The organism is Pantoea sp. XAF26B01_ASV70, assembly GCF_054512635.1.
The window spans coordinates 2,381,359-2,405,453 of the sequence record NZ_CM137251.1; the positions used below are offsets into that span (position 1 = coordinate 2,381,359).

Sequence of the window (24,095 nt, forward strand, 5' to 3'; positions counted from 1 at the left end):
AGTTTACGCTAGTTTATCACAGCTCAGGTCGGCTGTTAGATTTCAGCCCGCACCGCCGCTTTATAGCGGAGCAAATCGCATTGTGTGACAAAGATTGGCGAATTCTGTTACGCCAGTTACACTAGCTCGCGAAATTCCCCGGGCTTCCTGCCCCTTTTAATTCATTCAATAAGTCAGGTGTTAACGTGCAGAAGTATTTAACAGAAGCGCGTCAATTGCTGGCCCTTGCGATTCCGGTCATCCTTGCTCAGGTGGCTCAAACCGCAATGGGATTTGTGGATACCATTATGGCCGGCGCAGTCAGCGCCACGGATATGGCCGCCGTTGCTGTCGGTACCTCTGTCTGGCTACCGGCCATCCTGTTTGGTCATGGTCTTCTGCTTGCATTGACGCCCACCGTTGCGCAACTCAATGGTTCTGGCCGCCGCGAACGCATCGGTGAACAGATCCGCCAGGGATACTGGCTCGCCTTTTTCGTCTCCCTGCTGATTATGGTGCTGTTGTGGCATGCCGGTTATCTTATCCGGGCGATGCATGACATCGATCCAGTGCTGGCGCTGAAGGCAGAAGGCTATCTGCATGCCCTGCTGTTCGGCGCGCCTGGCTACCTCTTCTTCCAGGTGCTCCGCAATCAATGCGAGGGGCTGTCGAAAACCAAACCCGGCATGGTGCTGGGCTTTTTAGGCCTGATGTTCAACATCCCGCTCAACTATGTCTTTATCTATGGCCACTTCGGCATGCCTGCTCTGGGCGGTGTCGGCTGCGGCGTGGCGACCGCCTCGGTCTACTGGGTGATGTTTATCTGCATGCGCTTCTGGGTGCGCCGGATGGGTAGCATGCGCGATATCCGTATGGAGAGCCGCTGGTCACCCCCTTCCCGTCCGATTCTGAGCCGCCTGATGACGCTGGGATTGCCGGTGGCACTGGCACTCTTCTTTGAGGTCACGCTGTTCGCCGTGGTCGCCCTGCTGGTTTCGCCACTGGGCATCGTTAACGTGGCCGGCCACCAGATTGCGCTGAATTTCAGTTCACTGATGTTCGTATTGCCGCTGTCGCTGGGTGTCGCGACCACCATCCGCGTCGGTTATCGTCTGGGCCAGGGCTCCACCGAGCAGGCACGGGTCGCGGCCTGGACCGCCCAGGGGGTTGGCATCAGCATGGCGGCGCTGACCGCCATTTTTACCGTGACGTTTCGTCATCAGATTGCCCTGCTCTATAACGACAACCCTGAAGTGGTGACGCTGGCGGCACAGTTGATGCTGCTGGCGGCAATTTATCAGTTCTCAGACTCGATACAGGTGATTGGCAGCGGGATCCTGCGCGGCTATAAAGATACGCGGTCGATTTTCTTTATTACCTTTATCGCTTACTGGCTGCTGGGGCTGCCCGCCGGTTATCTGCTGGCGCTGACCGACTGGGTGGTACCGCGCATGGGACCTGCGGGCTTCTGGTGCGGCTTTATTATCGGCCTGACCTCGGCTGCGGTGATGATGATCTGGCGCATCAGACGGTTACAGCAATCACCGGCGGAGATTATCCTGACGCGTGCAGCGCGATAACGTTCGAGGCGGGTCATTCATGGCCCGCAATGACGAAAAAAACGACGGTTAGCACAGTTGCTGTGCAGTCATGGCGAAAAAACTATTTTCCCCTTGCCAGCCTCACACGCTGCCGTTAATATTCGTCCCCGCTGTCGCCCTGACAGCATGTTGCGCTCTTAGCTCAGTTGGTTAGAGCACCACCTTGACATGGTGGGGGTCGATGGTTCGAGTCCATTAGAGCGCACCAAGTGCGTCCGTAGCTCAGTTGGTTAGAGCACCACCTTGACATGGTGGGGGTCGGTGGTTCGAGTCCACTCGGACGCACCAATATTCAGTATGCGCTCTTAGCTCAGTTGGTTAGAGCACCACCTTGACATGGTGGGGGTCGATGGTTCGAGTCCATTAGAGCGCACCACTTTCAGAATTCCTTCAGCTTGCGCAACTCCACTTTTATTGATCTGCATCGCTTCCCCCTTCTGCTTTTTGATTGGTTTTCGCATACTTAGCGTCTATACTGTCCCGCGTTGCTTACTTGAAAGGTTTCAGCGATCACGTGCTTACTGCGATAACTCAAATGATTTGCGCAACAACAGCGTGGTGGTTACCAACCGTAACCGCACAACTTCCCTGCACGCCTGGCCTTCGTCACCTATTCTTACTCAGTACTGCCCTTTTCAGTCTCAATCAGAAATTTCACTTCGATGCGCTGCCATCGGATTCCGCCCTTATTCATCCATCACAACTTACAGAAAATCCGTCATGAAAAAGACTAAAATCGTTTGTACAATCGGCCCGAAAACCGAATCCGAAGAGATGCTGACTCAGCTGCTTGAAGCTGGCATGAATGTTATGCGTCTTAACTTCTCTCACGGCGACTACGCTGAGCATGGCCAACGCATCACCAACATGCGTACCGTTATGCAAAAAACCGGCCGTCAGGCCGCTATTCTGCTGGATACCAAAGGCCCTGAAATCCGCACCATGAAACTGGAAGGCGGCAACGATGCGGCTCTGAAAGCGGGTCAGACCTTTACCTTTACTACAGACCAGAGCGTGATTGGCAACAGCGAGCGCGTTGCGGTGACCTACCCGGGTTTCACTGCTGACCTGAAAATCGGCAACACGGTGCTGGTCGATGATGGCCTGATTGGTATGGAAGTGACCGAAGTCACTGAAAATACCGTGGTGTGTAAAGTCCTGAACAATGGCGATCTGGGCGAAAACAAAGGCGTTAACCTGCCAGGCGTCTCTATCCAGCTGCCAGCACTGGCCGAAAAAGATAAACGCGACCTGATTTTTGGCTGTGAGCAGGGCGTAGACTTTGTCGCCGCCTCTTTCATCCGTAAACGTTCAGACGTGCTGGAAATTCGCGAGCACCTGAAACAGAACGGCGGCGAGCATATCCAGATCATCTCCAAAATCGAAAACCAGGAAGGCCTGAACAACTTCGACGAAATCCTCGAAGCGTCAGACGGCATCATGGTTGCGCGTGGCGATCTGGGCGTTGAGATCCCGGTTGAAGAAGTGATCTTCGCGCAGAAGATGATGATCAAAAAATGTAATAAAGCACGCAAAGTGGTCATCACGGCTACCCAGATGCTCGATTCCATGATCAAGAACCCGCGCCCTACCCGCGCAGAAGCCGGTGACGTGGCGAACGCCATTCTCGACGGTACCGATGCTGTCATGCTGTCAGGTGAGAGCGCCAAAGGCCGTTATCCGCTGGAGTCGGTCACCATCATGGCGACCATCTGTGAGCGTACCGATCGCGTGATGAAGTCCCGCATCGACAGCCAGAGTGATAACCGCAAAATGCGTATCACAGAAGCTGTCTGCCGTGGTGCGGTAGAGACCGCTGAGAAGCTGGAAGCGCCACTGATTGTGGTTGCTACCGAAGGGGGTAAATCTGCTAAAGCCGTACGTAAATACTTCCCGAACGCGACCATCCTGGCGCTGACCACCAATCCGATGACTGCCCGTCAGCTGATCCTGAGCAAAGGGATTGAGACACGTCTGGTGACTGAGATCGCTTCAACCGACGATTTCTATCGTCTGGGTAAAGAAGCGGCGCTGGAAAGTGGCTACGGCCAGAAAGGCGATGTCGTGGTGCTGGTGTCAGGTGCATTAGTACCAAGCGGAACTACCAACACTGCTTCTGTACACGTTCTGTAAAACGCTCTCTGACCATTATTTTGAAGCGCCTTTATCGGGCGCTTTTTTTTATTTCTACTTAAACCAAATGTCAGAAAATTCCAATCGAAAATAACTATTCAAATACTCTTAATATTAAGGTTAATCCGATTAAATCTCTCTGTTTTCGCTAAATTTTTTTATCATATTCTGTGATTCGCTGCTTCTTTGAGCGAACGATCAAATTTAAGCATCTTCTCATCAAAAATTTATTCTCAACTTAAAAAGCTTTGTGTAATACTTGTAACGCTACATGGAGATTAACTCAATCTAGAGGGTATAAATAATGAATCGTACTAAACTGGTACTGGGCGCGGTAGTTCTGGCTTCAACTATGCTGGCTGGTTGCTCAAGCAACGCTAAAATCGACCAGCTGTCTTCAGACGTTCAGACTCTGAACGCTAAAGTTGACCAGCTGAGCAACGACGTGAACGCAGTGCGTTCAGACGTTCAGGCTGCAAAAGATGACGCAGCACGCGCTAACCAGCGTCTGGACAACCAGGCTCACTCTTACCGTAAGTAAGAGTTCTGGTTTAAAAATGGCGCCTTTATGGCGCCATTTTTTTTGCTCCGAATTCAGTGCCCTTCACAGGCACTTATCCGTTCAGGGCTGAACCGCGTTGCCCTCAGCCTGTGTCACCGGGATATCAGCCCCCACAGATGCGCTCTCCAGCCCCGCAGGCGGCACGGTATCACTCTGCACCGGCTCCCCACTGCTGACCAGCACAGGCATGCCTGAGCGTCGCGCTAAGCTGGCTTTAATCAGCGCGCTATCACTCTTCTCACTTTTCATAAACTGCTTCACTCCGGCAGTGAGTGCAATCGGCATGGTCTGTGGATCGTCCTTGTCGTTGCGTGACAGCGGCTGATGCACTTCCACGTAGCGTTTCCCATCCGGCTCTACAGCGTACTTCACCGGCTGATTGATGATCTGTACCCGCGTCCCTTTCGGGGCTGAATTAAACAGCGCTTCGATATCTTCTGAACGCAGACGGATGCAGCCTGAACTGACGCGCATGCCGATGCCGAATTTCGCATTAGTGCCATGGATCAGATACTGGCCGGTGCCGCGCGCCAGACGCATGGCAAACTGCCCCATCGGGTTATCCGGTCCGGCGGGGACCACGCCAGGCAGCGTAATGCCCTCTTTAGCGTAGCGTTTGCGGATGTTCGCCGTGGGCGTCCAGGTGGGATTAGGGATCTTCTGGCTGATCTGCGTCACCATCACTGGCGTGGCTGCACCCAGCTGGCCAATACCGATGGGATAGACAATGACCTTATCCTCCCCTTTGGGATAGTAGTAGAGACGCAGCTCGGCCAGATTCACCACAATCCCTTCGCGCGGCGTATCGGGCAGGATCATCTGCAGCGGCACCGTCAGCTGGGTGCCCGCTTTGGGCAGCCAGGGATCGGTACCGGGATTGGCCTCCAGCATGCTCAGCAGGCCGACCTGGTAGCGCGCCGCAATCGCTTCCAGAGGTTGTTTATTGTCAGGAACCTGAGTCAGGACGTTTTCGCCAATCAGGCGACTGTCAGGTGGTGGCAGCGGATATTCGGTGGCGAACGCGGGTGCAGAGAGCCCAAAGCAGGTCAGCAGCAATGCACCGGCTAAACGTAAAGCAGGTTTCATGCAATTTTCTCGTCAGATAAAAAAACAGACGCCGGATGGCGTCTGTGGAGTGTAACTTAGCTGAGGTTCTGAGCGGTATGGCGAATAGACCGAATCATCGCCTCCAGCCCCTGCGACCGGGTGGGCGTCAGGTGCTGCATCAGTGCCAGTTCGCCAAACCAGTGGCGCACATCCAGCGCCAGGATATCGGCGGACGGCAGGTTCTGATAGAGGCTAAATACGATAGCAATCAAACCTTTAACGATAGCGGCATCGCTGTCGCCTTCAAACGCAATGGAACCATCCGCCTGCGGGGTCATTCTGATCCACACCTGACTCTGACAACCCGAAATCACGTTCTCCGGCTGGTGTAAGGTTTCAGAAGATTCCGGAAGCTTTGAACCCAGCTCAATAATGTAGAGGTACTTCTCTTCCCAGTTAGCGCAACGGTTGAAGTTGCGAACCAGTTTCTCTTTTTCAGGCAAATTCGCCATCAGTGACTCCGTTAAAACTGTTCAGCCGCCCAGCAGACGATGAATGCGCGTCAAACCGGCAGCCAGACGATCCACTTCCTCTTCACTGTTATAGAACGTGAAGGAGGCACGGCACATCGCCGGTACATTGTAATGCTGCATCAGCGGCATCGCGCAGTGATGTCCGGTGCGGATGGCAATGCCATATTGATCCAGGAAGCTGCCGACATCGTAGGCGTGGTGTTTACCGAGATTGAAGGCGATAACGCCAGCTCGTGACTGCGGCCCGTAGATCTGGATATCCGGAACGGTACCCAGCTTATCGAGCGCATAGTTCATCAGTGCCGTCTCGCGCTGATGAATCGTATCCAGTCCCAGCGCCTGCACATAGGCCATCGCCGCACCAAAGCCGATAATACCGCCGGTGTTCGGCGTACCCGCTTCAAAGCGCCACGGCGCACTGTTCCAGGTGGTGCCGGTAGGCAGCATGACGCGCTCAATCATTGAACCGCCCCCTTCCCATGGTGGCATCTCATCCAGCAGCGCTTTGCGGCCGTAGAGAATACCCACGCCGTTCGGTCCATAGAGTTTATGGCTGGAGAAGGCGTAGAAGTCGCAGCCGATATCCTGCACATCAACCTTGTCATGCATCACCGCCTGGGCACCATCCACCAGCGTTACCACGCCAGCGGCTTTTGCCTGAGCAACGATCGCCTTAACCGGATTAACCGTGCCGAGCACGTTTGAAACATGCGTCACCGCCAGCAACCGCGTACGGCTGTCGATCAGCCCCGCCAGTTGCTCCAGCGCCAGCTCACCGTTGTCATTTAATGGCAGGACACGCACTTCTGCGCCGGTGCGCTGGGCCAGCATCTGCCATGGAACGATATTGGCGTGATGCTCCATCTCAGTGATGATCAGGTTATCGCCAGCCTGGAGGTTACTGCTGCCCCAGGTGTTCGCCACCAGATTGATGCCTTCGGTGGTGCCTTTGACGAAGACAATCTCTTCCTGTGACTGCGCATTGATAAAACGGGCAGCCTGATCGCGCACGTTCTCCATGTCGCTGGTCGCCTGCTGGCTCAGCGTATGGATACCACGATGCACGGCCGCATAGCCGTGCTGATAGAAATGACTCTCGGCGTTAATCACCGAGAGTGGACGCTGTGCGCTGGCCGCACTGTCAAGATAGGCCAGCGGATGACCGTTGACCTCACGCTTCAGGATAGGAAAATCAGCCCTGACGCGTTCGAGATCGAAGTTCATCATATGTCGCCTCCGGGAAAACGTTGCGCGATACGCTGCAGCACGGCCTGACGCATCACCTCATTTTCCAGTGTTTCGGTCAGTTCTGCGGCAAACGCATGAATAATCATGGTCTGTGCAGCATCCTGCTCAATACCGCGCGAACGCAGGTAGAACATCTGCTCATCATCAATACGACCGATGGTGGCACCGTGGCTGCACTTGACGTCATCCGCATAAATTTCCAGCTGCGGTTTGGTATCGACTTCTGAGAGCTTGCCCAGCAACAGGTTGTTGTTGGTCATCTGCCCGTCTGTCTTCAGTGCATGCTGTGCCACTTTAATGTGGCCGTTAAACACCGCACGGCCTTTGTCGCGCACGATGGTTTTATGCATCTGGCGGCTGACGCAGTGGCCCTTGTTGTGCTCCAGGTAAGTACGGGTATCCGCCACTTCCTGTTTCACCGGCAGCACCAGGCTGTTGATCGCCAGCGTGGTGTTTTCGCCATTCAGCTGGGTACTGGTGTTGTGACGCGACAGCCCGGCACCCAGCAGGAAGCTGGTGCTGCTGACCTGGCCATCATTGCCAATGACCAGATCGTTATGCGCAAAGTGATAGCTGGCGCTGCTTTCAAAGGCCAGCTTCGTGTGCGTCAGTTTTGCATTGTCGCCTACCGCAAAGGTAAAGCGCGTGCCGGTGAAATGGGCGCGCTCATCCAGTGAAACGTAGTGCTCAATCACTTCCGCTTCGGCACTCTCTTCCAGCTGCAGGTGATGACGATAGTGAACCGTGTTCATACCCGTCTGCTGACCGCTGGTGATGTGCAGCAGATAGACCGGACGCGCAGCGGATTTACCGCGTGCCAGACGCAGGGTCGTCACCTCTTCTGCCAGACTTTCTGTCAGATGCAGGAAGACTTCAGGCTGAACCGCAGCAGGCAGCGGACGGCGCTCGGCGGCCACGCTGTGCTGAACCTCAAACAGTTCGCAGTCGCGACTGCTGAAGGCTGGCTGGAACTGACCGTCAACATAGACCAGACGGATCGCATCCAGCGGCAGCGCCAGTGCATCAACCTGTTCAGCGCTCAGGGTCTGCGGCGCGTCAGGCAGTACAAACTGCTGTGACAGTAAGGTGTCCAGCGGCGTGTACTTCCAGTTTTCGTGCTTGCGGGTTGGCAGGCCAACGCGCATCAGTTGCTGCCAGTGCTGCTGTGCCTGCAGAGAACGCACGTCGCCACGCGACTCAAACAGGTGATGCCACTGTTGCAGCGCAGAATCACTCTTCGTCGGTAAGCCAGCCATAACCTTGCTCCTCCAGCTGTTTCACCAGCGAGAAGTCGCCAGATTTCACGATTTTGCCCTGATACAGAACATGAACGAAGTCTGGCTTGATGTAATCCAGAATACGCTGGTAGTGGGTCACGATGATAAAGGCACGCTTCTCGTCGCGCAGGCTGTTTACGCCATTCGCCACGATTTTCAGCGCATCGATATCCAGGCCTGAGTCGGTCTCATCCAGGATGCAGAGTTCTGGCTCCAGTGCCGCCATCTGCAGGATGTCGTTACGCTTCTTCTCACCGCCGGAGAAGCCAACGTTGACTGAGCGGGTCAGCAGATCTGCCGGCATCTTCAGCAGCTCAATTTTCTCTTCAATGAAGTCCTGGAAATCGAAGCGATCCAGCTCTTCCTGCTGACGATATTTGCGTACCGCATTGACCGAGGTCTGTAAAAAGAACTGGTTGCTGACGCCCGGAATTTCTACCGGATACTGGAATGCCATAAAGATGCCTTCACCGGCGCGCTCTTCAGGGGCCAGTTCCAGCAGATCTTTACCTTTGAAGCTGACCGAACCGCCGGTTACTTCATAATCTTCACGGCCTGCCAGCGTCGCTGACAGGGTGCTTTTACCTGAGCCGTTCGGGCCCATGATGGCATGCACTTCGCCGGGTTTAATTTCGAGATTCAGGCCACGCAGAATGGCTTTATCTTCAACACTGACCTGCAAATCTTTAATGCTTAACATACTTATTCCTTCACATTGCTTCCGGCAACGCGTGTGACGGCATCAGCCCACACTGTGCTCAAGGCTGATGGCTAACAATTTCTGGGCTTCCACAGCAAATTCCAGTGGCAACTCCGAGAATACGTCTTTACAGAAGCCGTTCACGATCATCGAGATGGCGTCTTCTTCACTGATACCGCGTTGCAGACAGTAGAACATCTGATCTTCGCCGATACGTGATGTCGTGGCTTCATGCTCAAGCTGAGCGGTATTGTTGCGGGTCTCCACATACGGGAAAGTATGTGCGCCGCAATCAGGACCGATCAGCATCGAGTCACACTGCGTAAAGTTACGGGCATTGGTCGCGGTTGGCATGATTTTCACCAGCCCGCGATAGGTGTTCTGACTTTTACCGGCCGAAATCCCTTTAGAGATGATGGTCGACTTGGTGTTTTTACCAATGTGGATCATCTTGGTGCCGGTATCGGCCTGCTGACGACCGCTGGTCAGTGCCACTGAGTAGAATTCACCCACTGAATAGTCCCCGCGCAGAATGCAGCTTGGATATTTCCAGGTGATAGCAGAGCCGGTTTCAGACTGTGTCCAGGACATCTTGCTGTGGTCGCCTTCACACAGCGCGCGCTTGGTCACGAAGTTCAGGATACCCCCCTCACCTTCGCCGCCCGGGAACCAGTTCTGAACCGTCGAATATTTCACTTCGGCATTTTTGTGGATGATGACTTCCACCACGGCCGCGTGCAGCTGATAGGTGTCACGCACTGGCGCTGAACAGCCTTCGATGTAGCTGACGTAGCTGTCTTCATCGGCAATCAGGATGGTGCGTTCGAACTGACCGGTTTTCGCTGCGTTGATGCGGAAATAGGTCGACAACTCCATCGGGCAACGCACCCCTTTCGGGATATAAACGAAGGTGCCGTCAGAGGCGACTGCCGAGTTCAGCGCCGCAAAGAAGTTATCGTTCGCCGGAACAACCGTGCCGAGATACTGCTTCACCAGCTCCGGGTGCTCCTGAATCGCTTCGCCAAAGGAACAGAAGATAATTCCCTGCTCCGCCAGCTTGCCGCGATAGGTGGTCGCCACCGAAACGGAGTCAAAAATGGCGTCAACCGCCACTTCACGGCCTTCACGCACCGGGACACCCAGCTGATTAAAGGCGTTTTCCACTTCCTGTGTCAGATAATCGCTGGCTGGCGCGCTGCCTGAAGCCTGCAGTGCACCGGGTTCTGATGCGCAGCTGTCATCACAGTTGCCGCAGGAAGGCGCGGAGTAGTAGCTGTAATCCTGGTAGTCGAGTTTTTCGTAGTGCGCTTTCAGCCAGTGTGGCTCTTCCATTTCAAGCCAGGCACGAAACGCTTTAAGACGAAACTCCAGCATCCACTCTGGCTCGTTACGCTTGGCCGAAATCGCCCGCACCACATCTTCATTGATGCCGTTGGCAAATTCTTCGGTTTGCAGTTGGGTAAAGAAGCCCTCTTTGTAGTTGAGCTTGCCTTCCCAGATTTGTACATCGTCAGATGTTTCGCTGTGTCGTGACATATTTCACTTACTCGACGCCAAAGCTCTCACCGCACCCGCAGGCGTGCTGAGCTTTAGGGTTATTGAATTTAAAAATCTGATTCAGGCCTTCACGAACGTAGTCCAGTTCGGTGCCATCAACGAATGGCATCGCCTGTAGCGGCACAAACAGCGTTGCGCCATGGAATGAGAACTGCAAATCATCCTCGACTGGCTCTTTCACCAGATCCATGACGTAACCAAAACCGGCGCAGCCGGATTGTTTTACGCCGAGCCGCAGACCCTTGACATCGGGGTCCTGAGCCGCCAGATTGAGAATTTGTTGCGCTGCGGTTTCAGTCAGCGTCAGCCCTTTCCAGACAAAATCGTCGGGTGAGAAAGAGTCTGTATTAACGGATGCCATGTTGATACCTCTTGAGTCCGGACCTTTTCAGGCTATCCCCCTATGGTAGTGATCTGACCAATCACTTCAACCTCTTGTTTTGCAGGGATAATCATCTTGTGCGGTTTTATTTGCTTAATTATTAAGCATAGCCTCTTCAGCTCACCTTGTGGTGAGCGCGTCAGCATAAATAAGCCAGTGTTAACCTATTAATAAATCACTCTTTTTTAAATAACCATTTTTGATAAAAATGCTTATTGATAGGTTACGCCTTTCTGCGATGTAAACAGATTGTTATTTCCGATTATACCGACAGGCAGGATAAATCGATAAATTTTTCTGCCCGCCAATTGCAATCACAGCTCAATTGAATATGATAATTATTATCATTCACATTCAGGGTGGCGTTATGACGCTTTCTGTCTCAGCCTGGCTGCAGCACAAAATCGACGAATATCAGTTTGTGGTGCGTGATATCACCGTCGACTTTTATATGGCGCAGGCAAAGCTCGACCGGGCCGACTGCACGATTCATCAGCTACGTCAGTTTAACGATGCCTGTCAGGATATGGCAGAAATCTGCCAGTTGAACGGTGACGACCAGAGTTACCTGCATGCCATGGGTAAACTGCATCACCGACTGGTGCAGGAGATGGGAAACAGCGATCGCGATCGCCTGTTTCGCCTTCAGGCTTATCAACTGGCGCGATTGTCCCTGACCCGCCTCTGCCATCAACTGGCAATGGTCGGGGAGTGGAACCAGGCCACTGCGCTGCAAAGTGACTTCATGCGTCACGCAGGCTGGATATTCTAATCCAGCCAGGGCGTGACGTCGCGCACAATTTTTTTACATTAGCTCTAACAATGCCTGAAGCGGATGACGCATTCCGTTGCCCTCGACACGCTTGACCTGACTGCGGCACGAATAGCCAGTGGCCAGGCAGCGCTGGCGTGGCAGTCGCTGAAGCTGGGGATGCCAGGAGAGCGCGTAGATCCCCAGCGAGTTTTCAAGGTTCTTACTTTCGTGACCGTAGGTGCCAGCCATACCGCAGCAGCCAACATTGATGTTCTCCAGCTTCGCGCCAAAACGGGAGAAGATCGCCTGCCACTGATTCGGTGTGGAGGGCAGCGCGGTCACCTCGGTGCAGTGTGCAAACAGATACCAGGATTCTCCGCCCGTGGCCTGCACGTCACGCTCTGCCAGTGCACGCTCTAACCACTCATGTACCAGCAGGACGTTAAAGTCGCCGCGTGATTCGCCCAGCGTCTGACGATACTCATCGCGATAGCAGAGCACCGTGGCCGGATCGACACCGACCATGGGCAACCCCAGTTTTGCCACCCGATTCAGGAAATCGGCGGTGCGGGACGCCGTGCGGGCGAAACGTTGCAGGAAACCTTTCACATGTTGCGCTTTGCCATTTGGCGAGAATGGCAGGAGCACGGGCCGATAGCCCAGTTTCTCAATCAGCCTGACAAAATCGTTAACCAGCTGCGCCTCATAGAAGCTGGTAAAAGGATCCTGCACCACCAGCACACAGTTTGCGCGCTCAGCGGCTGACAGCCCTTCCAGCTGCTCCAGCGTCATGTTCATGGCGGGATGACCACTGAGCTGCTGTTTCAGATTTGGGGCCGAAAGCAGAGGCAGATCGACCATACCGATATGGGTTTTACTTATCTCTTTCAGCCACGGCTGGCGCAGGAAGAAGTTAAACACTTTCGGTGCTTTTGCCATCAGCGGCGCGTAGCCCTCCACTGCAGCCACCAGGTGATCGCTGACCGGACGCAGATAACGGGTATGGTAGAGCTGTAAGAAGCGCGAGCGGAAAGCGGGCACGTCAATTTTAATCGGACACTGGGTGGAGCAGGCTTTGCAGGCCAGACAGCCCGACATCGCCTCTTTCACCTCGTGCGAGAAGTCATACTCCCCTTTGCTGGCGTGCCAGCTATTGCGGGTACGGGTAATCAGGGTGCGAAGCGACAGCCGATTTTCAGGCAGCTGCTTTTCCAGGGTGAGCGGATCGACGCCCTGCCCGGCCAGCAGCCGCAGCCACTCCCGCGTCAGCGTTGCCCGCCCTTTGGGCGAGTGAATGCGGTTGCGGGTGATCTTCATGGAGGGACACATCGGGCTGCGGGCATCAAAGTTAAAACACAACCCGTTGCCGTTACACTCCATCGCGCCACGCCATTCATCCCGGACCGTTAACGGGATCTGACGATCATAGGTTCCGCGCTTCACCGCATCGACCTGCATCATTTCATCATTACTGTTGAATGGCGTACAGATCTTGCCCGGATTCAGGCGATTGAGCGGATCAAAGGCCGCTTTGATGCGGCGCAATTCGTTAAACAGCGTCTCACCGAAGAATGCCGGACTGTACTGGGCTCGAAATCCTTTGCCATGTTCACCCCACAGCAGGCCGCCGTAGCGCGCTGTCAGCGCTACGACTTCGTCGGAGATCTGCTTCATCATCATCTCCTGCTGCGGATCGCACATATCCAGCGCCGGACGCACATGCAGTACACCTGCATCGACGTGACCAAACATGCCGTAGCTCAGCCCGTGGCTGTCGAGCAGCGCGCGAAACTCGACAATGTAGTCCGCCAGTTTTTCCGGTGGAACCGCGGTATCTTCCACAAAGGGAATCGGTTTAGCCCGGCCTTTGGCATTTCCCAACAGACCCACCGCTTTTTTACGCATGTTATAGATGCGTTCAATGCCATCCAGGTCGTTACAGAACTGATAGCCAATCACGCCGCCCTGCTGCTGCGCCATCAGTGCGTCAAGGCGGCCACAAAGCTGTTCAATCTGCTGATCGATCAGCGCGGCGTTGTCACCGGCAAACTCAACAATATTCAGACCCAGCATCTCTTTGTCGGGTACATCGGCGATCAATTCGCGCACCGAGTGCCAGACAATGTCTTCGCGCGCCAGGTTCAGCACCTTAGAGTCAACGGTCTCTACCGAGAGCGCCTGCGCTTCCACCATAAAAGGCGCATTGCGCAGGGCGGAGTCAAAGGAGTCATATTTGATATTTACCAGTCGGCGCACTTTAGGCAGCGGCGTGATATCAAGCCGCGCTTCCGTGACAAAGGCCAGCGTGCCCTCTGCGCCGCACAGCAGGCGCGTCAGGTCAAAGGTTTGCATATCGTCGCTGAAGACATGGCGCAGGTCATATCCGGTCAGGAACCGATTCAGCTTTGGAAACTTTTCCAGAATCAGCGCACGATGCTCGCGGCAGCGCGTCAGCACCTGCTGATAGAGCCGGCCTTCGGGAGTCGCCGTCTGCGCCAGGGTTTCAGCCAGCGCGGTAGCCATTGGACGCGTATCAAGGATATCGCCGCCCAGCAGCACGGCGCGCAGGCCCAGCACATGGTCCGAGGTTTTGCCATAGACCAGTGAGCCCTGGCCGGACGCATCGGTATTAATCATGCCGCCCAGCGTGGCACGGTTACTGGTGGATAACTCCGGCGAGAAGAAAAAGCCGAATGGCTTCAGCCAGGCGTTAAGCTGATCTTTGATCACCCCCGCTTCAACCCGCACCCAGCCCTCATCGGTATTGATCTCCAGGATACGGTTCATGTAGCGCGACATATCCACCACAATCCCCTGATTCAGCGACTGACCGTTGGTGCCGGTACCGCCGCCGCGCGGGGTAAATACCAGACTGGCAAAGCGCGCTTCTCCGGCCACGCGGGCGAGCAGCGCAACATCCGCAGTCGAGCGCGGAAAGAGCGCCGCGTCGGGCAGCAATTGATAGATGCTGTTATCGGTGGAGAGTGAGAGACGGTCGGCATAGCTGGTTGCCATGTCACCGGTAAAACCCTGCTCTTTCAACGACTCAAGGAACGTCAGCACCAGTTGAACGAGGCCCGGTGCCTGCGAAATCTGTGGGATCATGATTGTCTGACCGAAGGTGTTGTAAACGTTTGCGTTTATAGATTAGCGATTTCTCGTTTTATCATATTTTTCCTGCGCCTGCCCTTTTTTCAGAAAAGGCAAAAACCTTTCTCCGCAACTCTGTTTAAACCTCAGCAAATAGATCATGATAAAAACGGGCATCCGAATGCCTGAAAATGAAGGATTAAGACGAGGTTATGAGTCAATGATGAAAAGCCAGTACCGGGATATGGATTTACCGCAAATACTCTTCACCCTGATGTTCATTCTGCTGCTGATTGTCGCCTGTTTATGGGTCGTGCAGCCGTTTATTCTGGGCTTTGCCTGGGCCAGCATGGTGGTGATTGCCACCTGGCCATTGATGCTGAAATTCCAGCGACTGTTATGGGGACGCCGTTCCCTGGCGGTGATCGTGATGACACTGCTTCTGCTGCTGCTGTTTATTATCCCTATCGCCCTGCTGGTCAGCAGCCTGATTGATAACAGCGCGCCGGTGATTGCCTGGGTTACCCAGGGGCATATGATGCCGCGACTGTTATGGCTCAACGATGTCCCGATGGTCGGCAAAAAGCTTTATGTCAGTTATGACACGCTGGTGGCGAGCGGCGGTGCCGGCGTCATGGCAAAAATACAGCCCTATATCGGCCGTACCACCGGCTTTTTTGTCGCGCAGGCCGGTCATTTCGGACGCTTTATGATCCATCTGGGCGTGATGTTACTGTTCAGCGTGCTGCTTTACTGGCGTGGCGAACAGGCTGCCCAGGGCATTCGTCACTTTGCTTTCCGCATGGCGGGACGGCGCGGTGATGCCGCCGTACTGCTGGCGGCGCAGTCCATTCGTGCCGTGGCGCTTGGCGTAGTAGTGACGGCGCTGGTGCAGGGCGTGCTGGGCGGTATCGGTCTGGCGATCTCCGGCATTCCTTACGCCACGCTGTTGACGGTACTGATGATCCTCTGCTGTCTGGTACAACTCGGCCCGCTACTGGTGCTGGTTCCCGCCATTATCTACCTCTACTGGAGCGGAGATACAACATGGGGAACGGTGCTGCTGGTCTGGAGCTGTGTGGTCGGCACGATGGATAACGTGCTGCGCCCGATGCTGATCCGTATGGGTGCCGATCTGCCGATGATCCTGATTCTTTCTGGTGTTATTGGTGGACTGTTTGCGTTCGGGATGATTGGTCTGTTTATCGGGCCAGTGGTTCTGGCGGTCTCTTATCGTCTGGTTTCCGTCTGGGTTCATGAAGCGCCTGCCCCGGATAGTGACCAACTGGCCGTGGCTGATGCCCTGGCGGATCACGAGGATACCCCGCCTGCTGTATGATGAGATGCAATAACCCCTGCGCCGCTAGCCCCCATAAGCATTGATTAGTGCGGTTAATGATGATTAACCGCACCCCTTCTCTCAGATCAGATAAATTCTGTTTTCCATTAGCGATTTTTAAGAAAAAAGCCACCTTTAGCCTGAAAGTGACCTTTTCGGGCCAAAAAAGATTACTTTCTGCACTGTTTCTTAAGCCAAATGGCGAAGTAAAGGTCACAAAAGATTATTGGCTTTAAACTAATAAGAGGATTCTTAAAGACGACAGCCAGCCGTATGAATAACATGTTTCCTATGTTCGAAATCAACCTGATGATTTTCAGACAATCTCATTCCCCTGAGTAGAGTAAAGAATTGCTGTGTGTAGTCTTTGCCCATCCCCTGTGATGGGCTTTTTTTTTGCCTGAATCTGACCAGATATAAACAGAAAAGGCCCGCATAGCGGGCCCTGAAGAGTGCTAACAACCCGTATCAGGCTGTTTTATTTAACTGCGCCAGACTCACCCAGGTCTCCACCACCGTGTCCGGGTTCAGTGACAGACTGTCGATGCCCTCTTCCATCAGCCATGCGGCGAAATCCTGATGGTCTGACGGTCCCTGCCCGCAGATTCCGACATATTTCCCCTTCTGCTTCGCCGCCCTTATCGCCATTGAAAGCAGCATTTTCACGGCTTCGTTACGCTCGTCAAACAGCGCGGAGACGACGCCAGAGTCGCGGTCCAGCCCCAGCGTCAGCTGAGTCATGTCGTTTGAGCCAATAGAGAAGCCATCGAAGTGCTCCAGGAACTGATCCGCCAGCAGGGCATTTGACGGGATCTCGCACATCATAATGATCTTCAGCCCGTTCTCGCCGCGCTTCAGTCCCTGACGCCCCAGCTCTTCCACCACAGCCTTCGCCTGCTCAACGGTGCGCACAAACGGAACCATAATCTCGACGTTTGTCAGGCCCATCTCGTTGCGAACACGTTTCACCGCTTCGCACTCCAGCGCAAAGCAGTCCCGGAAGCTGTCAGCGACATAGCGACCCGCACCCCGGAATCCCAGCATCGGGTTTTCCTCTTCTGGCTCGTAGCGTTCTCCACCCACCAGGTTGGCATATTCATTGGTTTTAAAGTCAGAAAGTCGGACAATTACGCGTTTCGGCGCAAAAGCGGCGCCAAGCGTGGCAATTCCTTCAGTCAGTCGAGCGATGTAAAACTCCACCGGATCATCAAATCCTTTCATCATTTTACGGATCTGCTGCTGCAGCTCCGGCGTCTGTTGGTCAAACTCCAGCAGCGCTTTAGGGTGGACGCCGATCATACGATTAATGATAAATTCCAGCCGCGCCAGACCCACGCCTTCGTTAGGCAGACAGGCGAAATCAAAGGCGCGATCGGGGTTGCCCACGTTCATCATGATCTTCAGCGGCAGTTCAGGCAGTGAATCGACCTGCGAACTGGTGACGTCGAAGTCGAGCAGTTGATCGTAGACGTAGCCGGTATCACCTTCGGCACATGAGACAGTGACGTTATGCCCCTCTTTCAGCCGGTCGGTGGCATCGCCACAGCCCACCACTGCCGGAATGCCCAGCTCACGCGCGATGATCGCCGCATGACAGGTCCGTCCGCCACGGTTAGTCACAATCGCTGACGCCTTTTTCATGATCGGTTCCCAGTCCGGGTCGGTCATGTCGGTCACCAGCACATCGCCTTTTTCAATGCGGTTCATTTCGCTGATATCGTGGATGACCTTCACCACGCCTGCGCCAATACGATGACCGATAGCACGACCTTCCACGACGACGCTGCCCTGCCCCTGCAGCGTGTAACGCTCCATTACCTGACCATTTGAGCGGACGGTTTCAGGGCGCGCCTGAACAATAAACAGTTTGCCGGTGTGCCCATCTTTGGCCCACTCAATATCCATCGGGCGCTGATAATGCTGTTCAATCAGCACCGCCTGCTTCGCCAGCGCCTGCACTTCCTCATCGCTCAGGCAGAAACGGTCGCGTTCGGCCTCAGGCACATCTTCGATCCGCACCTGCTCGCCATGCGCCTGGGAATCGGCATAGACCATGCGAACCTTTTTCGAGCCCATATTGCGGCGCACAATCGACGGACGATCGGCTGCCAGGGTTGGCTTGTGCACATAGAACTCATCCGGGTTAACGGCACCCTGCACCACCATTTCCCCCAGCCCCAGTGCGGCGGTGATAAAGACCACCTGATCAAAGCCGGACTCGGTATCAATGGTGAACATCACACCCGAGGCGGCCAGGTCTGAACGCACCATGCGCTGTATTCCCGCAGAGAGCGCAACGCCACGATGGTCATAGCCCTGATGCACGCGGTAGGAGATAGCGCGGTCATTAAACAGCGAGGCGAAGACATGCTTTACCGCCACCATGACGGCGTCGATGCCCTGTACATTCAGGAAGGTTTCCTGCTGGCCGGCAAAAGAGGCATCAGGCATATCTTCTGCGGTTGCAGAGGAGCGTACGGCAAACGACGCGGCATCATCATCAGCAGAAAGCTGCTTATAGGCGTCCAGAATGGCGGACTCCAGCTCGGGCAGGAACGGTGTCTCCACGACCCACTGACGAATCTGCTTACCCGCTTTTGCCAGCGCATCAACGTCATCAATATCGGTCTCATCCAGCAGCGCATAAATGCGCTGATTCAGCCCGCTTTGATCGAGGAACAGGTTAAAGGCGTAGGATGTGGTCGCGAAACCGTTGGGCACGGAAACGCCCAGCGACGACAGATTAGTAATCATTTCACCCAGAGAGGCATTTTTGCCCCCCACCCGGTCAACATCATGCATGCCAAGCTGGTTATACCAGAGCACGAGTGGCTGTTCGCCTTTACTGGACATTGAGCTTATCCTTTATCAATTATCAATGAATGGACACAGGGAGTAATCTGTCTTCAGCCTGGCATATCACCCTCTCAATAACGATCTGTTGAATCGTTAAAGCAGAATTTCAGCCACAGTTTCGGAATTGTGAGCGCATTATTTTGCTGTTGCGCAAAGTCGCCTTTTTTCTCTAAATGATTGATGCCACAGGAAATGGCAGGTTTTCAGCCACTTAAGCATTCTGTTTTGTTGCGCAACAACTGCGTGGCTATTTGCGGCTTAACGACGGATTAAAAAGAATGCTGGCTCAACGAGCCACCCTTTCATTTTTAGTATCATGATGAAACGACAGACAAATAATCCGGACAGACATTCCAGAAATTAAAATCAGAGATGATTTATTTAATCGCATGGCCCATGCTGAATGCTCACTCTTGTCTGAGGCTGATTTCGTTATGACAACTGACAGAAGCGTTTTTTATATCTCCGATGGTACGGCCATTACGGCTGAAGTGCTGGGTCATGCGGTGCTGTCGCAGTTTCCGGTCAATATCACCAGCCTGACGCTGCCGTTTGTGGAAAATGTTCAGCGGGCGCTGGCGGTTAAAGCCCAGATTAACGCGCTCTATCAGCAGAGCGGTGTCCGGCCGCTGGTCTTTTTCTCCATCGTGACGCCGGAAGTGCGCGACATCATCGTACAGAGTGACGGCTTTTGTCAGGATATCGTCCAGGCGCTGGTCGCCCCGCTTCAACAGGAGCTGGGTTTATCGCCCGCGCCGGTGGCACACCGTACCCATGGACTGGATGCCAGTAACCTGGGTAAATATGACGCACGTATCGCGGCCATCGATTACACCCTGGCGCATGATGACGGCATCTCGCTGCGCGGGCTGGAAGATGCGCAGGTGATTCTGTTAGGCGTCTCGCGCTGTGGCAAAACACCCACCAGCCTCTATCTGGCAATGCAGTTTGGTATTCGCGCCGCCAACTATCCATTCATTGCCGACGATATGGATAACCTTAAACTCCCGCCCGCGCTGCGCGCGCATCAGAATAAACTGTTCGGGCTGACCATCGACCCGGAACGGCTGGCTGCGATACGTCAGGAGCGGGCGGAAAATACCCGTTACGCCTCGATGCGTCAGTGCCGGCTGGAGGTGGGCGAAGTGGAAGCGCTGTTTCGCACTCATCAGATCCGCTATCTCAACAGCACCAACTACTCCGTGGAGGAGATTGCGACCAAAATTCTCGACATTATGGGCCTGACTCGCCGCATGTACTGATGGGTAACCGGCGCTGAACTGTAAAGCGGCGCTGCCGTCGCTTTTGATTTCATTATTAAATTCCGGGTTGAATTCGCAGACTAATGGTTTATTGTGACCACCATCACTTCCCGGTATTTCACCGCTGCGAAGAACCGTTTTCGAGAAACCCATGAACAAAACCGACGAACTGCGTACCGCACGCATTGGTAGTCTGATTACCCCCGCCAGCCTGGCGGCCGAGCATCCTGTCTCTCCGGCAATTGCCGACAATGTCACCGCTGCCCGTAAACGTATTGCCCGTATTCTGACGGGTGAAGATCCCCGCCTGCTGGTGGTGATTGGCCCCTGCTCGCTGCACGACCCGAAAGCGGCACTGGAATATGCTGAGCGTCTGAACGCGTTACGCAGCCACTATGAAGATCGGCTGGAGATTGTGATGCGTGCCTACTTTGAAAAGCCGCGCACCGTAGTGGGCTGGAAAGGCTTAATCTCCGATCCGGATCTGGATGGGAGCTACGATGTGAACCGCGGCATAGGCATCGCCCGCCAGCTGCTGATTGATATCAACGCGCTGGGCCTGCCTACCGCCACGGAATTCCTGGATATGGTGATCGGCCAGTTTATTGCCGATCTGATTAGCTGGGGCGCGATTGGCGCACGCACCACCGAAAGCCAGATCCACCGCGAAATGGCATCGGCCCTCTCCTGCCCGGTCGGCTTTAAAAACGGCACCGATGGTAACGTACAGATTGCCGTGGATGCGATTCGCGCCGCGCGCGCCAGCCACATGTTCCTTTCGCCCGATAAGCTGGGCCAGATGACTATCTATCAGACCAGCGGCAACCCGCATGGTCATGTGATCCTGCGTGGCGGCAAACAGCCTAACTATCATGCCAGTGATGTCGCCGCCGCAGCCGAAAGTCTGTCGGCATTTAATCTGCCACAGCAACTGGTGATCGACTTCAGTCACGGTAACTGCCTGAAGCAGCATCGTCGTCAGATGGATGTCGCGGCAGAGGTGGCAGAACAGATTAAAGCGGGATCGCAGGCCGTTGCTGGTGTGATGATTGAAAGCTTCCTGGAAGAGGGCAATCAGAAAGTCGTCAGCGGCGAACCGCTGGTCTATGGCAAGTCGATTACCGATCCCTGCCTCGGCTGGCAGGAGAGCGAAAAGGTGCTCGCCCTGCTGGCCGAGGCGGTTTCTCACCGCCTCTGAGTCTGCATCAGCTGGAGCAGCTCACTTCCAGGGTTTTGCCCCAGTCTGGCGGCCGCTGACGATATTCAGCGGCTGTCTGATCGCTAAAGGGTTGCTGTAACGCCTGATGCAGACGTGCCAGCGCCCCCTGCTCTCCCCGCTCCGCCTCTTCAATCGCCTGCTGCGCCAGATAGTTGCGCAGAATCACCGCCGGATTGGCCGCCTTCATCACGGCCTGACGTTCTGCATCGCTGACCTGCTCATCCATCAGACGGCTGCGGTAGCGCTGATACCAGCAATCAAACGCCTCACGATCGATAAACTCATCCCGCAGCGGTGAACGGCTGTCAGCCTGTTGCGTCTCACTGAGCAGGCGGAACGTCAGGGTGTGATCGCTATGCTCCTGCGTCATCAGTGCCAGCAGATCGGTCAGAATCTCATTATCGCTGCTCTGCTGCGTCAGCAGACCGAGTTTCGCCCGCATCCGTTCGCCCCAGACCCGCATCAGTTCAGGTTCGTAGGCGCTCAGTGCCGTCCGCAACTGCTCGGTGGTCAGCAGACCCGACAGCGCATGTGCCAGCCGGTTAAGATTCCACATGCCGATCATTGGCTGATTTTCAAAGCTGTAGCGCCCCTGATAGTCGCTGTGATTACAGATGAAGTCAGGCTGATAATCATCCAGAAAACCAAAGGGGCCATAGTCGATGGTCAGACCCAGAATCGACATGTTGTCCGTGTTCATCACTCCATGAGCAAAGCCCACGCTCTGCCACAGCGCAATCAGACGCGCAGTGCGTAACACAATGTCGGTAAACCACTGTTGATAGCGGTCTGCTTCAGCGTCCAGATGCGGCCAGTGATGGCGAATGGCGTAGTCGGCTAGTTGCTGCACTTTCTCCTGCTGCTGGCTGTAAAAGAAATGCTCGAAATGACCGAAACGCAGATGACTCGGTGAAATGCGCATCAGCATCGCGCCACGCTCTGTTGTTTCGCGGTAGACCGGTTCATCACCTATCGACAGGGTCAGCGCACGCGTGGTGGGAATGCCCAGATGATGCAGCGCTTCCGAGGCGAGAAACTCACGCACGCTGGAACGGATCACGGCACGGCCATCGCCCATGCGGGAATAAGGCGTCAGGCCTGCGCCCTTGAGATGCCAGTCCAGCTTGCTGCCATCCTCCAGACGCTGCTCACCCAGCAGAATGCCGCGCCCGTCGCCAAGCTGGCCCGCCCAGACGCCAAACTGATGGCCGCTGTAGACCTGCGCCAGCGGCTGCATGCCGGGCAGCAGTGCGGCACCGTGCCAGACGGCATGCCCCTTATCGGCAAAGAGCGCGCTATCCAGCCCCATTGAGGCTGCAAGCGGTGCGTTATGATACAGCAGGCGTCCGCCTGCCAGTGGCGTGGGGTTCAGCGCGGTGTAACACCCGGTAAGTTCACGGAACCAGGTGTTGTCGAAAGAGGCCTTGCCTGAGGACATTGTTTCTCCCATGCGATGCTCAGCGTTACTTAAGGTTAGTCCTCTAGTGTAACGCTGATAGCGGGGATTAACAGGAAGTATCAGCCGGGATGCTGCGCGGATGGCACACGATCGTCGGCGCAGATCAGTGAATGCAGCGCGTCAGATTTTACCACCGGGAAGAGCGAACCCTGAAACTCGGCACCGCTCAGCTGGCTGACTTTATCCAGCAGCACGTCGTCATCAATGCCACAAATAATGAGCCGGTCACAATGGGCGCGGAAATTATCGATAATGCTCTGAATAAATGGCACGAATGAAGCGCGCTTTGCCAGCGAATGAATAAACTCTTTGTCCAGGCAGATGCAGCTGAATAAATTATCGTAGACCGCATTAGAGGGGGTCTTACCCGCGCCGAAATGAGAAATTGCTAAATTAAACTCAGCATGCAGGCTTGCCAGCAGGGGATTATTTTTTCCCAGTTTTAGTTGCGGAAACGTTTCAGTGATATTCAACAGAATGAATGGCAACTGGTTTATTTTGCGCATCACTAATTCGCTGGCCAGCAGCGTCCGGGCCATGCCTTCATCAATACGTATAAATGCTGACACGGAATGCGCTTCAAAAAAGCCGCGATTCTGCTCCAGCAATCCAATCTGACTTTGCAGCAGGCGCAGCTGCTGCGACTCATCGAGCTGCGGCAGCAACAGATCCTGCGGCAGGGTGATGGGGGCACTTTCATGCACAAACTGCGTGACCAGCTCGACAGCGGTCAGTCGCCCATTAACATCACAGACAGGATAAAACCAGATTTCCGACTGATAGTCGGCCGAAAGATGAATTTTCATTTTAATGCCAGAATATGCGGCGATGGGGATATCGTATAGTAATGGTCAGGCGCAGGCAATAGTGCCAAATCATTGAAGAGACGAACTTCTTTACTCTTCCATTGCCGTTTGGCAGCAGGCGATCACCCTTAAGCCAAATAGTAGCGATAAAACAGCGGTTATTAGTGGAATTAAATAAGCGTTTATTATGTTTATTAAAACCCACGCTCAATAACTGTCATTTAAAATAAACCTTTTACTCTCTGTTTTAACTCTATTTAAAATTGGACTTAAGTCTGATTCCTCGGACCT

Annotated in this window: 18 protein-coding genes, 3 tRNA genes and 1 other RNA gene; 11 read left to right on the top strand and 11 right to left on the bottom strand. The window is 54.5% G+C overall.

Annotated features, from left to right (window positions below):
- Positions 1-185 precede the first annotated feature (185 nt).
- The 6 genes from ACX8ZY_RS11150 to ACX8ZY_RS11175 all read left to right on the top strand — a co-directional run bounded on the left by ACX8ZY_RS11150 (position 186) and on the right by ACX8ZY_RS11175 (position 4,254).
- The gene (locus ACX8ZY_RS11150; protein WP_022625743.1) at positions 186-1,559 is read left to right on the top strand and encodes an MATE family efflux transporter; all 1,374 of its coding nucleotides are present in this window, start codon (positions 186-188) and stop codon (positions 1,557-1,559) included.
- Between the two features lie 152 nt (positions 1,560-1,711).
- Positions 1,712-1,788 (top strand) — tRNA-Val (locus ACX8ZY_RS11155).
- Between the two features lie 3 nt (positions 1,789-1,791).
- A tRNA-Val gene (locus ACX8ZY_RS11160) sits at positions 1,792-1,868 on the top strand.
- 11 nt (positions 1,869-1,879) lie between these two features.
- Positions 1,880-1,956 (top strand) — tRNA-Val (locus ACX8ZY_RS11165).
- A gap of 344 nt (positions 1,957-2,300) precedes the next feature.
- Positions 2,301-3,713, top strand: a complete 1,413-nt coding sequence (gene pykF, locus ACX8ZY_RS11170; protein WP_421664962.1) for a pyruvate kinase PykF — start codon at positions 2,301-2,303, stop codon at positions 3,711-3,713.
- 304 nt (positions 3,714-4,017) lie between these two features.
- Positions 4,018-4,254 carry a major outer membrane lipoprotein gene (locus tag ACX8ZY_RS11175; RefSeq protein WP_003853216.1) on the top strand — a complete coding sequence of 79 codons (237 nt, stop codon included), beginning with the start codon at positions 4,018-4,020 and terminating at the stop codon, positions 4,252-4,254.
- A gap of 81 nt (positions 4,255-4,335) precedes the next feature.
- Here ACX8ZY_RS11175 and ACX8ZY_RS11180 read toward each other — a convergent pair whose 3' ends face one another.
- From ACX8ZY_RS11180 to sufA, 7 genes are read right to left on the bottom strand one after another with little or no spacing between them, the layout of a single operon-like run.
- Positions 4,336-5,361 carry a L,D-transpeptidase family protein gene (locus tag ACX8ZY_RS11180; protein WP_010245620.1) on the bottom strand — a complete coding sequence of 342 codons (1,026 nt, stop codon included), beginning with the start codon at positions 5,359-5,361 and terminating at the stop codon, positions 4,336-4,338.
- A 56-nt stretch (positions 5,362-5,417) separates the two neighbouring features.
- Positions 5,418-5,834 carry a cysteine desulfuration protein SufE gene (gene sufE, locus ACX8ZY_RS11185; RefSeq protein ID WP_459259897.1) on the bottom strand — a complete coding sequence of 139 codons (417 nt, stop codon included), beginning with the start codon at positions 5,832-5,834 and terminating at the stop codon, positions 5,418-5,420.
- A 21-nt stretch (positions 5,835-5,855) separates the two neighbouring features.
- Complete coding sequence (gene sufS / locus ACX8ZY_RS11190; protein ID WP_033779783.1) at positions 5,856-7,079, bottom strand: cysteine desulfurase SufS; 1,224 nt, start codon at positions 7,077-7,079, stop codon at positions 5,856-5,858.
- Positions 7,079-8,359, bottom strand: a complete 1,281-nt coding sequence (gene sufD / locus ACX8ZY_RS11195) for a Fe-S cluster assembly protein SufD (protein WP_052271702.1) — start codon at positions 8,357-8,359, stop codon at positions 7,079-7,081. Before sufD ends, sufS begins: the two co-directional genes overlap by 1 nt.
- Entirely contained in the window at positions 8,334-9,080 is a 747-nt protein-coding gene (gene sufC, locus ACX8ZY_RS11200; protein ID WP_010245631.1) for a Fe-S cluster assembly ATPase SufC, read from the bottom strand. The genes sufD and sufC overlap by 26 nt, the downstream gene beginning before the upstream one ends.
- 42 nt (positions 9,081-9,122) lie before the next feature.
- Positions 9,123-10,616 carry a Fe-S cluster assembly protein SufB gene (sufB, locus tag ACX8ZY_RS11205; protein ID WP_010245634.1) on the bottom strand — a complete coding sequence of 498 codons (1,494 nt, stop codon included), beginning with the start codon at positions 10,614-10,616 and terminating at the stop codon, positions 9,123-9,125.
- Between the two features lie 7 nt (positions 10,617-10,623).
- Positions 10,624-10,998, bottom strand: coding sequence for a Fe-S cluster assembly scaffold SufA (gene sufA / locus ACX8ZY_RS11210; protein WP_010245637.1), 375 nt, complete (start codon positions 10,996-10,998; stop codon positions 10,624-10,626).
- Positions 10,999-11,386: 388 nt separating this feature from the next.
- Between sufA and ACX8ZY_RS11215 the strand changes: the two genes are divergently transcribed.
- Positions 11,387-11,791, top strand: coding sequence for a hypothetical protein (locus ACX8ZY_RS11215; protein ID WP_236351768.1), 405 nt, complete (start codon positions 11,387-11,389; stop codon positions 11,789-11,791).
- A gap of 33 nt (positions 11,792-11,824) precedes the next feature.
- Here ACX8ZY_RS11215 and ydiJ read toward each other — a convergent pair whose 3' ends face one another.
- Complete coding sequence (ydiJ, locus tag ACX8ZY_RS11220; protein ID WP_425021022.1) at positions 11,825-14,878, bottom strand: D-2-hydroxyglutarate dehydrogenase YdiJ; 3,054 nt, start codon at positions 14,876-14,878, stop codon at positions 11,825-11,827.
- A 205-nt stretch (positions 14,879-15,083) separates the two neighbouring features.
- Between ydiJ and ydiK the strand changes: the two genes are divergently transcribed.
- Positions 15,084-16,202: an AI-2E family transporter YdiK gene (gene ydiK / locus ACX8ZY_RS11225; protein WP_033771631.1), complete on the top strand. Its 1,119-nt coding sequence runs from the start codon at positions 15,084-15,086 to the stop codon at positions 16,200-16,202.
- 291 nt (positions 16,203-16,493) lie between these two features.
- Positions 16,494-16,601: antisense sRNA RprA (gene rprA, locus ACX8ZY_RS11230), an RNA gene on the top strand.
- A 69-nt stretch (positions 16,602-16,670) separates the two neighbouring features.
- On the opposite strand, the gene ppsA is transcribed toward rprA, so the two are convergent.
- Complete coding sequence (ppsA, locus tag ACX8ZY_RS11235; protein WP_010245649.1) at positions 16,671-19,055, bottom strand: phosphoenolpyruvate synthase; 2,385 nt, start codon at positions 19,053-19,055, stop codon at positions 16,671-16,673.
- A 437-nt stretch (positions 19,056-19,492) separates the two neighbouring features.
- On the opposite strand from ppsA, the gene ppsR reads away from it, so the two are divergent.
- Both ppsR and ACX8ZY_RS11245 read left to right on the top strand, forming a co-directional pair.
- Positions 19,493-20,320: a posphoenolpyruvate synthetase regulatory kinase/phosphorylase PpsR gene (gene ppsR, locus ACX8ZY_RS11240; protein WP_010245652.1), complete on the top strand. Its 828-nt coding sequence runs from the start codon at positions 19,493-19,495 to the stop codon at positions 20,318-20,320.
- A gap of 151 nt (positions 20,321-20,471) precedes the next feature.
- Entirely contained in the window at positions 20,472-21,518 is a 1,047-nt protein-coding gene (locus ACX8ZY_RS11245; protein WP_159226378.1) for a 3-deoxy-7-phosphoheptulonate synthase, read from the top strand.
- 7 nt (positions 21,519-21,525) lie between these two features.
- Here the strand turns inward: ACX8ZY_RS11245 and ACX8ZY_RS11250 are convergent, their stop codons facing one another.
- Positions 21,526-22,977, bottom strand: coding sequence for a protein adenylyltransferase SelO (locus tag ACX8ZY_RS11250; protein ID WP_421664964.1), 1,452 nt, complete (start codon positions 22,975-22,977; stop codon positions 21,526-21,528).
- An 80-nt stretch (positions 22,978-23,057) separates the two neighbouring features.
- Positions 23,058-23,804, bottom strand: a complete 747-nt coding sequence (locus ACX8ZY_RS11255) for an EAL domain-containing protein (RefSeq protein WP_187495615.1) — start codon at positions 23,802-23,804, stop codon at positions 23,058-23,060.
- Positions 23,805-24,095: the final 291 nt, after the last annotated feature.

Bases quoted from the DNA above. Each gene is read 5' to 3' on its own strand.
- ppsA (WP_010245649.1), bottom strand. From the start codon at position 19,055: ATGTCCAGTAAAGGCGAACAGCCACTCGTGCTCTGGTATAACCAGCTT.
- ACX8ZY_RS11250 (WP_421664964.1), bottom strand. From the start codon at position 22,977: ATGTCCTCAGGCAAGGCCTCTTTCGACAACACCTGGTTCCGTGAACTT.
- sufE (WP_459259897.1), bottom strand. From the start codon at position 5,834: ATGGCGAATTTGCCTGAAAAAGAGAAACTGGTTCGCAACTTCAACCGT.
- sufB (WP_010245634.1), bottom strand. From the start codon at position 10,616: ATGTCACGACACAGCGAAACATCTGACGATGTACAAATCTGGGAAGGC.
- ydiK (WP_033771631.1), top strand. From the start codon at position 15,084: ATGATGAAAAGCCAGTACCGGGATATGGATTTACCGCAAATACTCTTC.
- ppsR (WP_010245652.1), top strand. From the start codon at position 19,493: ATGACAACTGACAGAAGCGTTTTTTATATCTCCGATGGTACGGCCATT.
- sufS (WP_033779783.1), bottom strand. From the start codon at position 7,079: ATGAACTTCGATCTCGAACGCGTCAGGGCTGATTTTCCTATCCTGAAG.
- pykF (WP_421664962.1), top strand. From the start codon at position 2,301: ATGAAAAAGACTAAAATCGTTTGTACAATCGGCCCGAAAACCGAATCC.
- ydiJ (WP_425021022.1), bottom strand. From the start codon at position 14,878: ATGATCCCACAGATTTCGCAGGCACCGGGCCTCGTTCAACTGGTGCTG.
- ACX8ZY_RS11180 (WP_010245620.1), bottom strand. From the start codon at position 5,361: ATGAAACCTGCTTTACGTTTAGCCGGTGCATTGCTGCTGACCTGCTTT.
- sufD (WP_052271702.1), bottom strand. From the start codon at position 8,359: ATGGCTGGCTTACCGACGAAGAGTGATTCTGCGCTGCAACAGTGGCAT.
- ACX8ZY_RS11175 (WP_003853216.1), top strand. From the start codon at position 4,018: ATGAATCGTACTAAACTGGTACTGGGCGCGGTAGTTCTGGCTTCAACT.
- sufA (WP_010245637.1), bottom strand. From the start codon at position 10,998: ATGGCATCCGTTAATACAGACTCTTTCTCACCCGACGATTTTGTCTGG.
- sufC (WP_010245631.1), bottom strand. From the start codon at position 9,080: ATGTTAAGCATTAAAGATTTGCAGGTCAGTGTTGAAGATAAAGCCATT.
- ACX8ZY_RS11215 (WP_236351768.1), top strand. From the start codon at position 11,387: ATGACGCTTTCTGTCTCAGCCTGGCTGCAGCACAAAATCGACGAATAT.
- ACX8ZY_RS11255 (WP_187495615.1), bottom strand. From the start codon at position 23,804: ATGAAAATTCATCTTTCGGCCGACTATCAGTCGGAAATCTGGTTTTAT.
- ACX8ZY_RS11245 (WP_159226378.1), top strand. From the start codon at position 20,472: ATGAACAAAACCGACGAACTGCGTACCGCACGCATTGGTAGTCTGATT.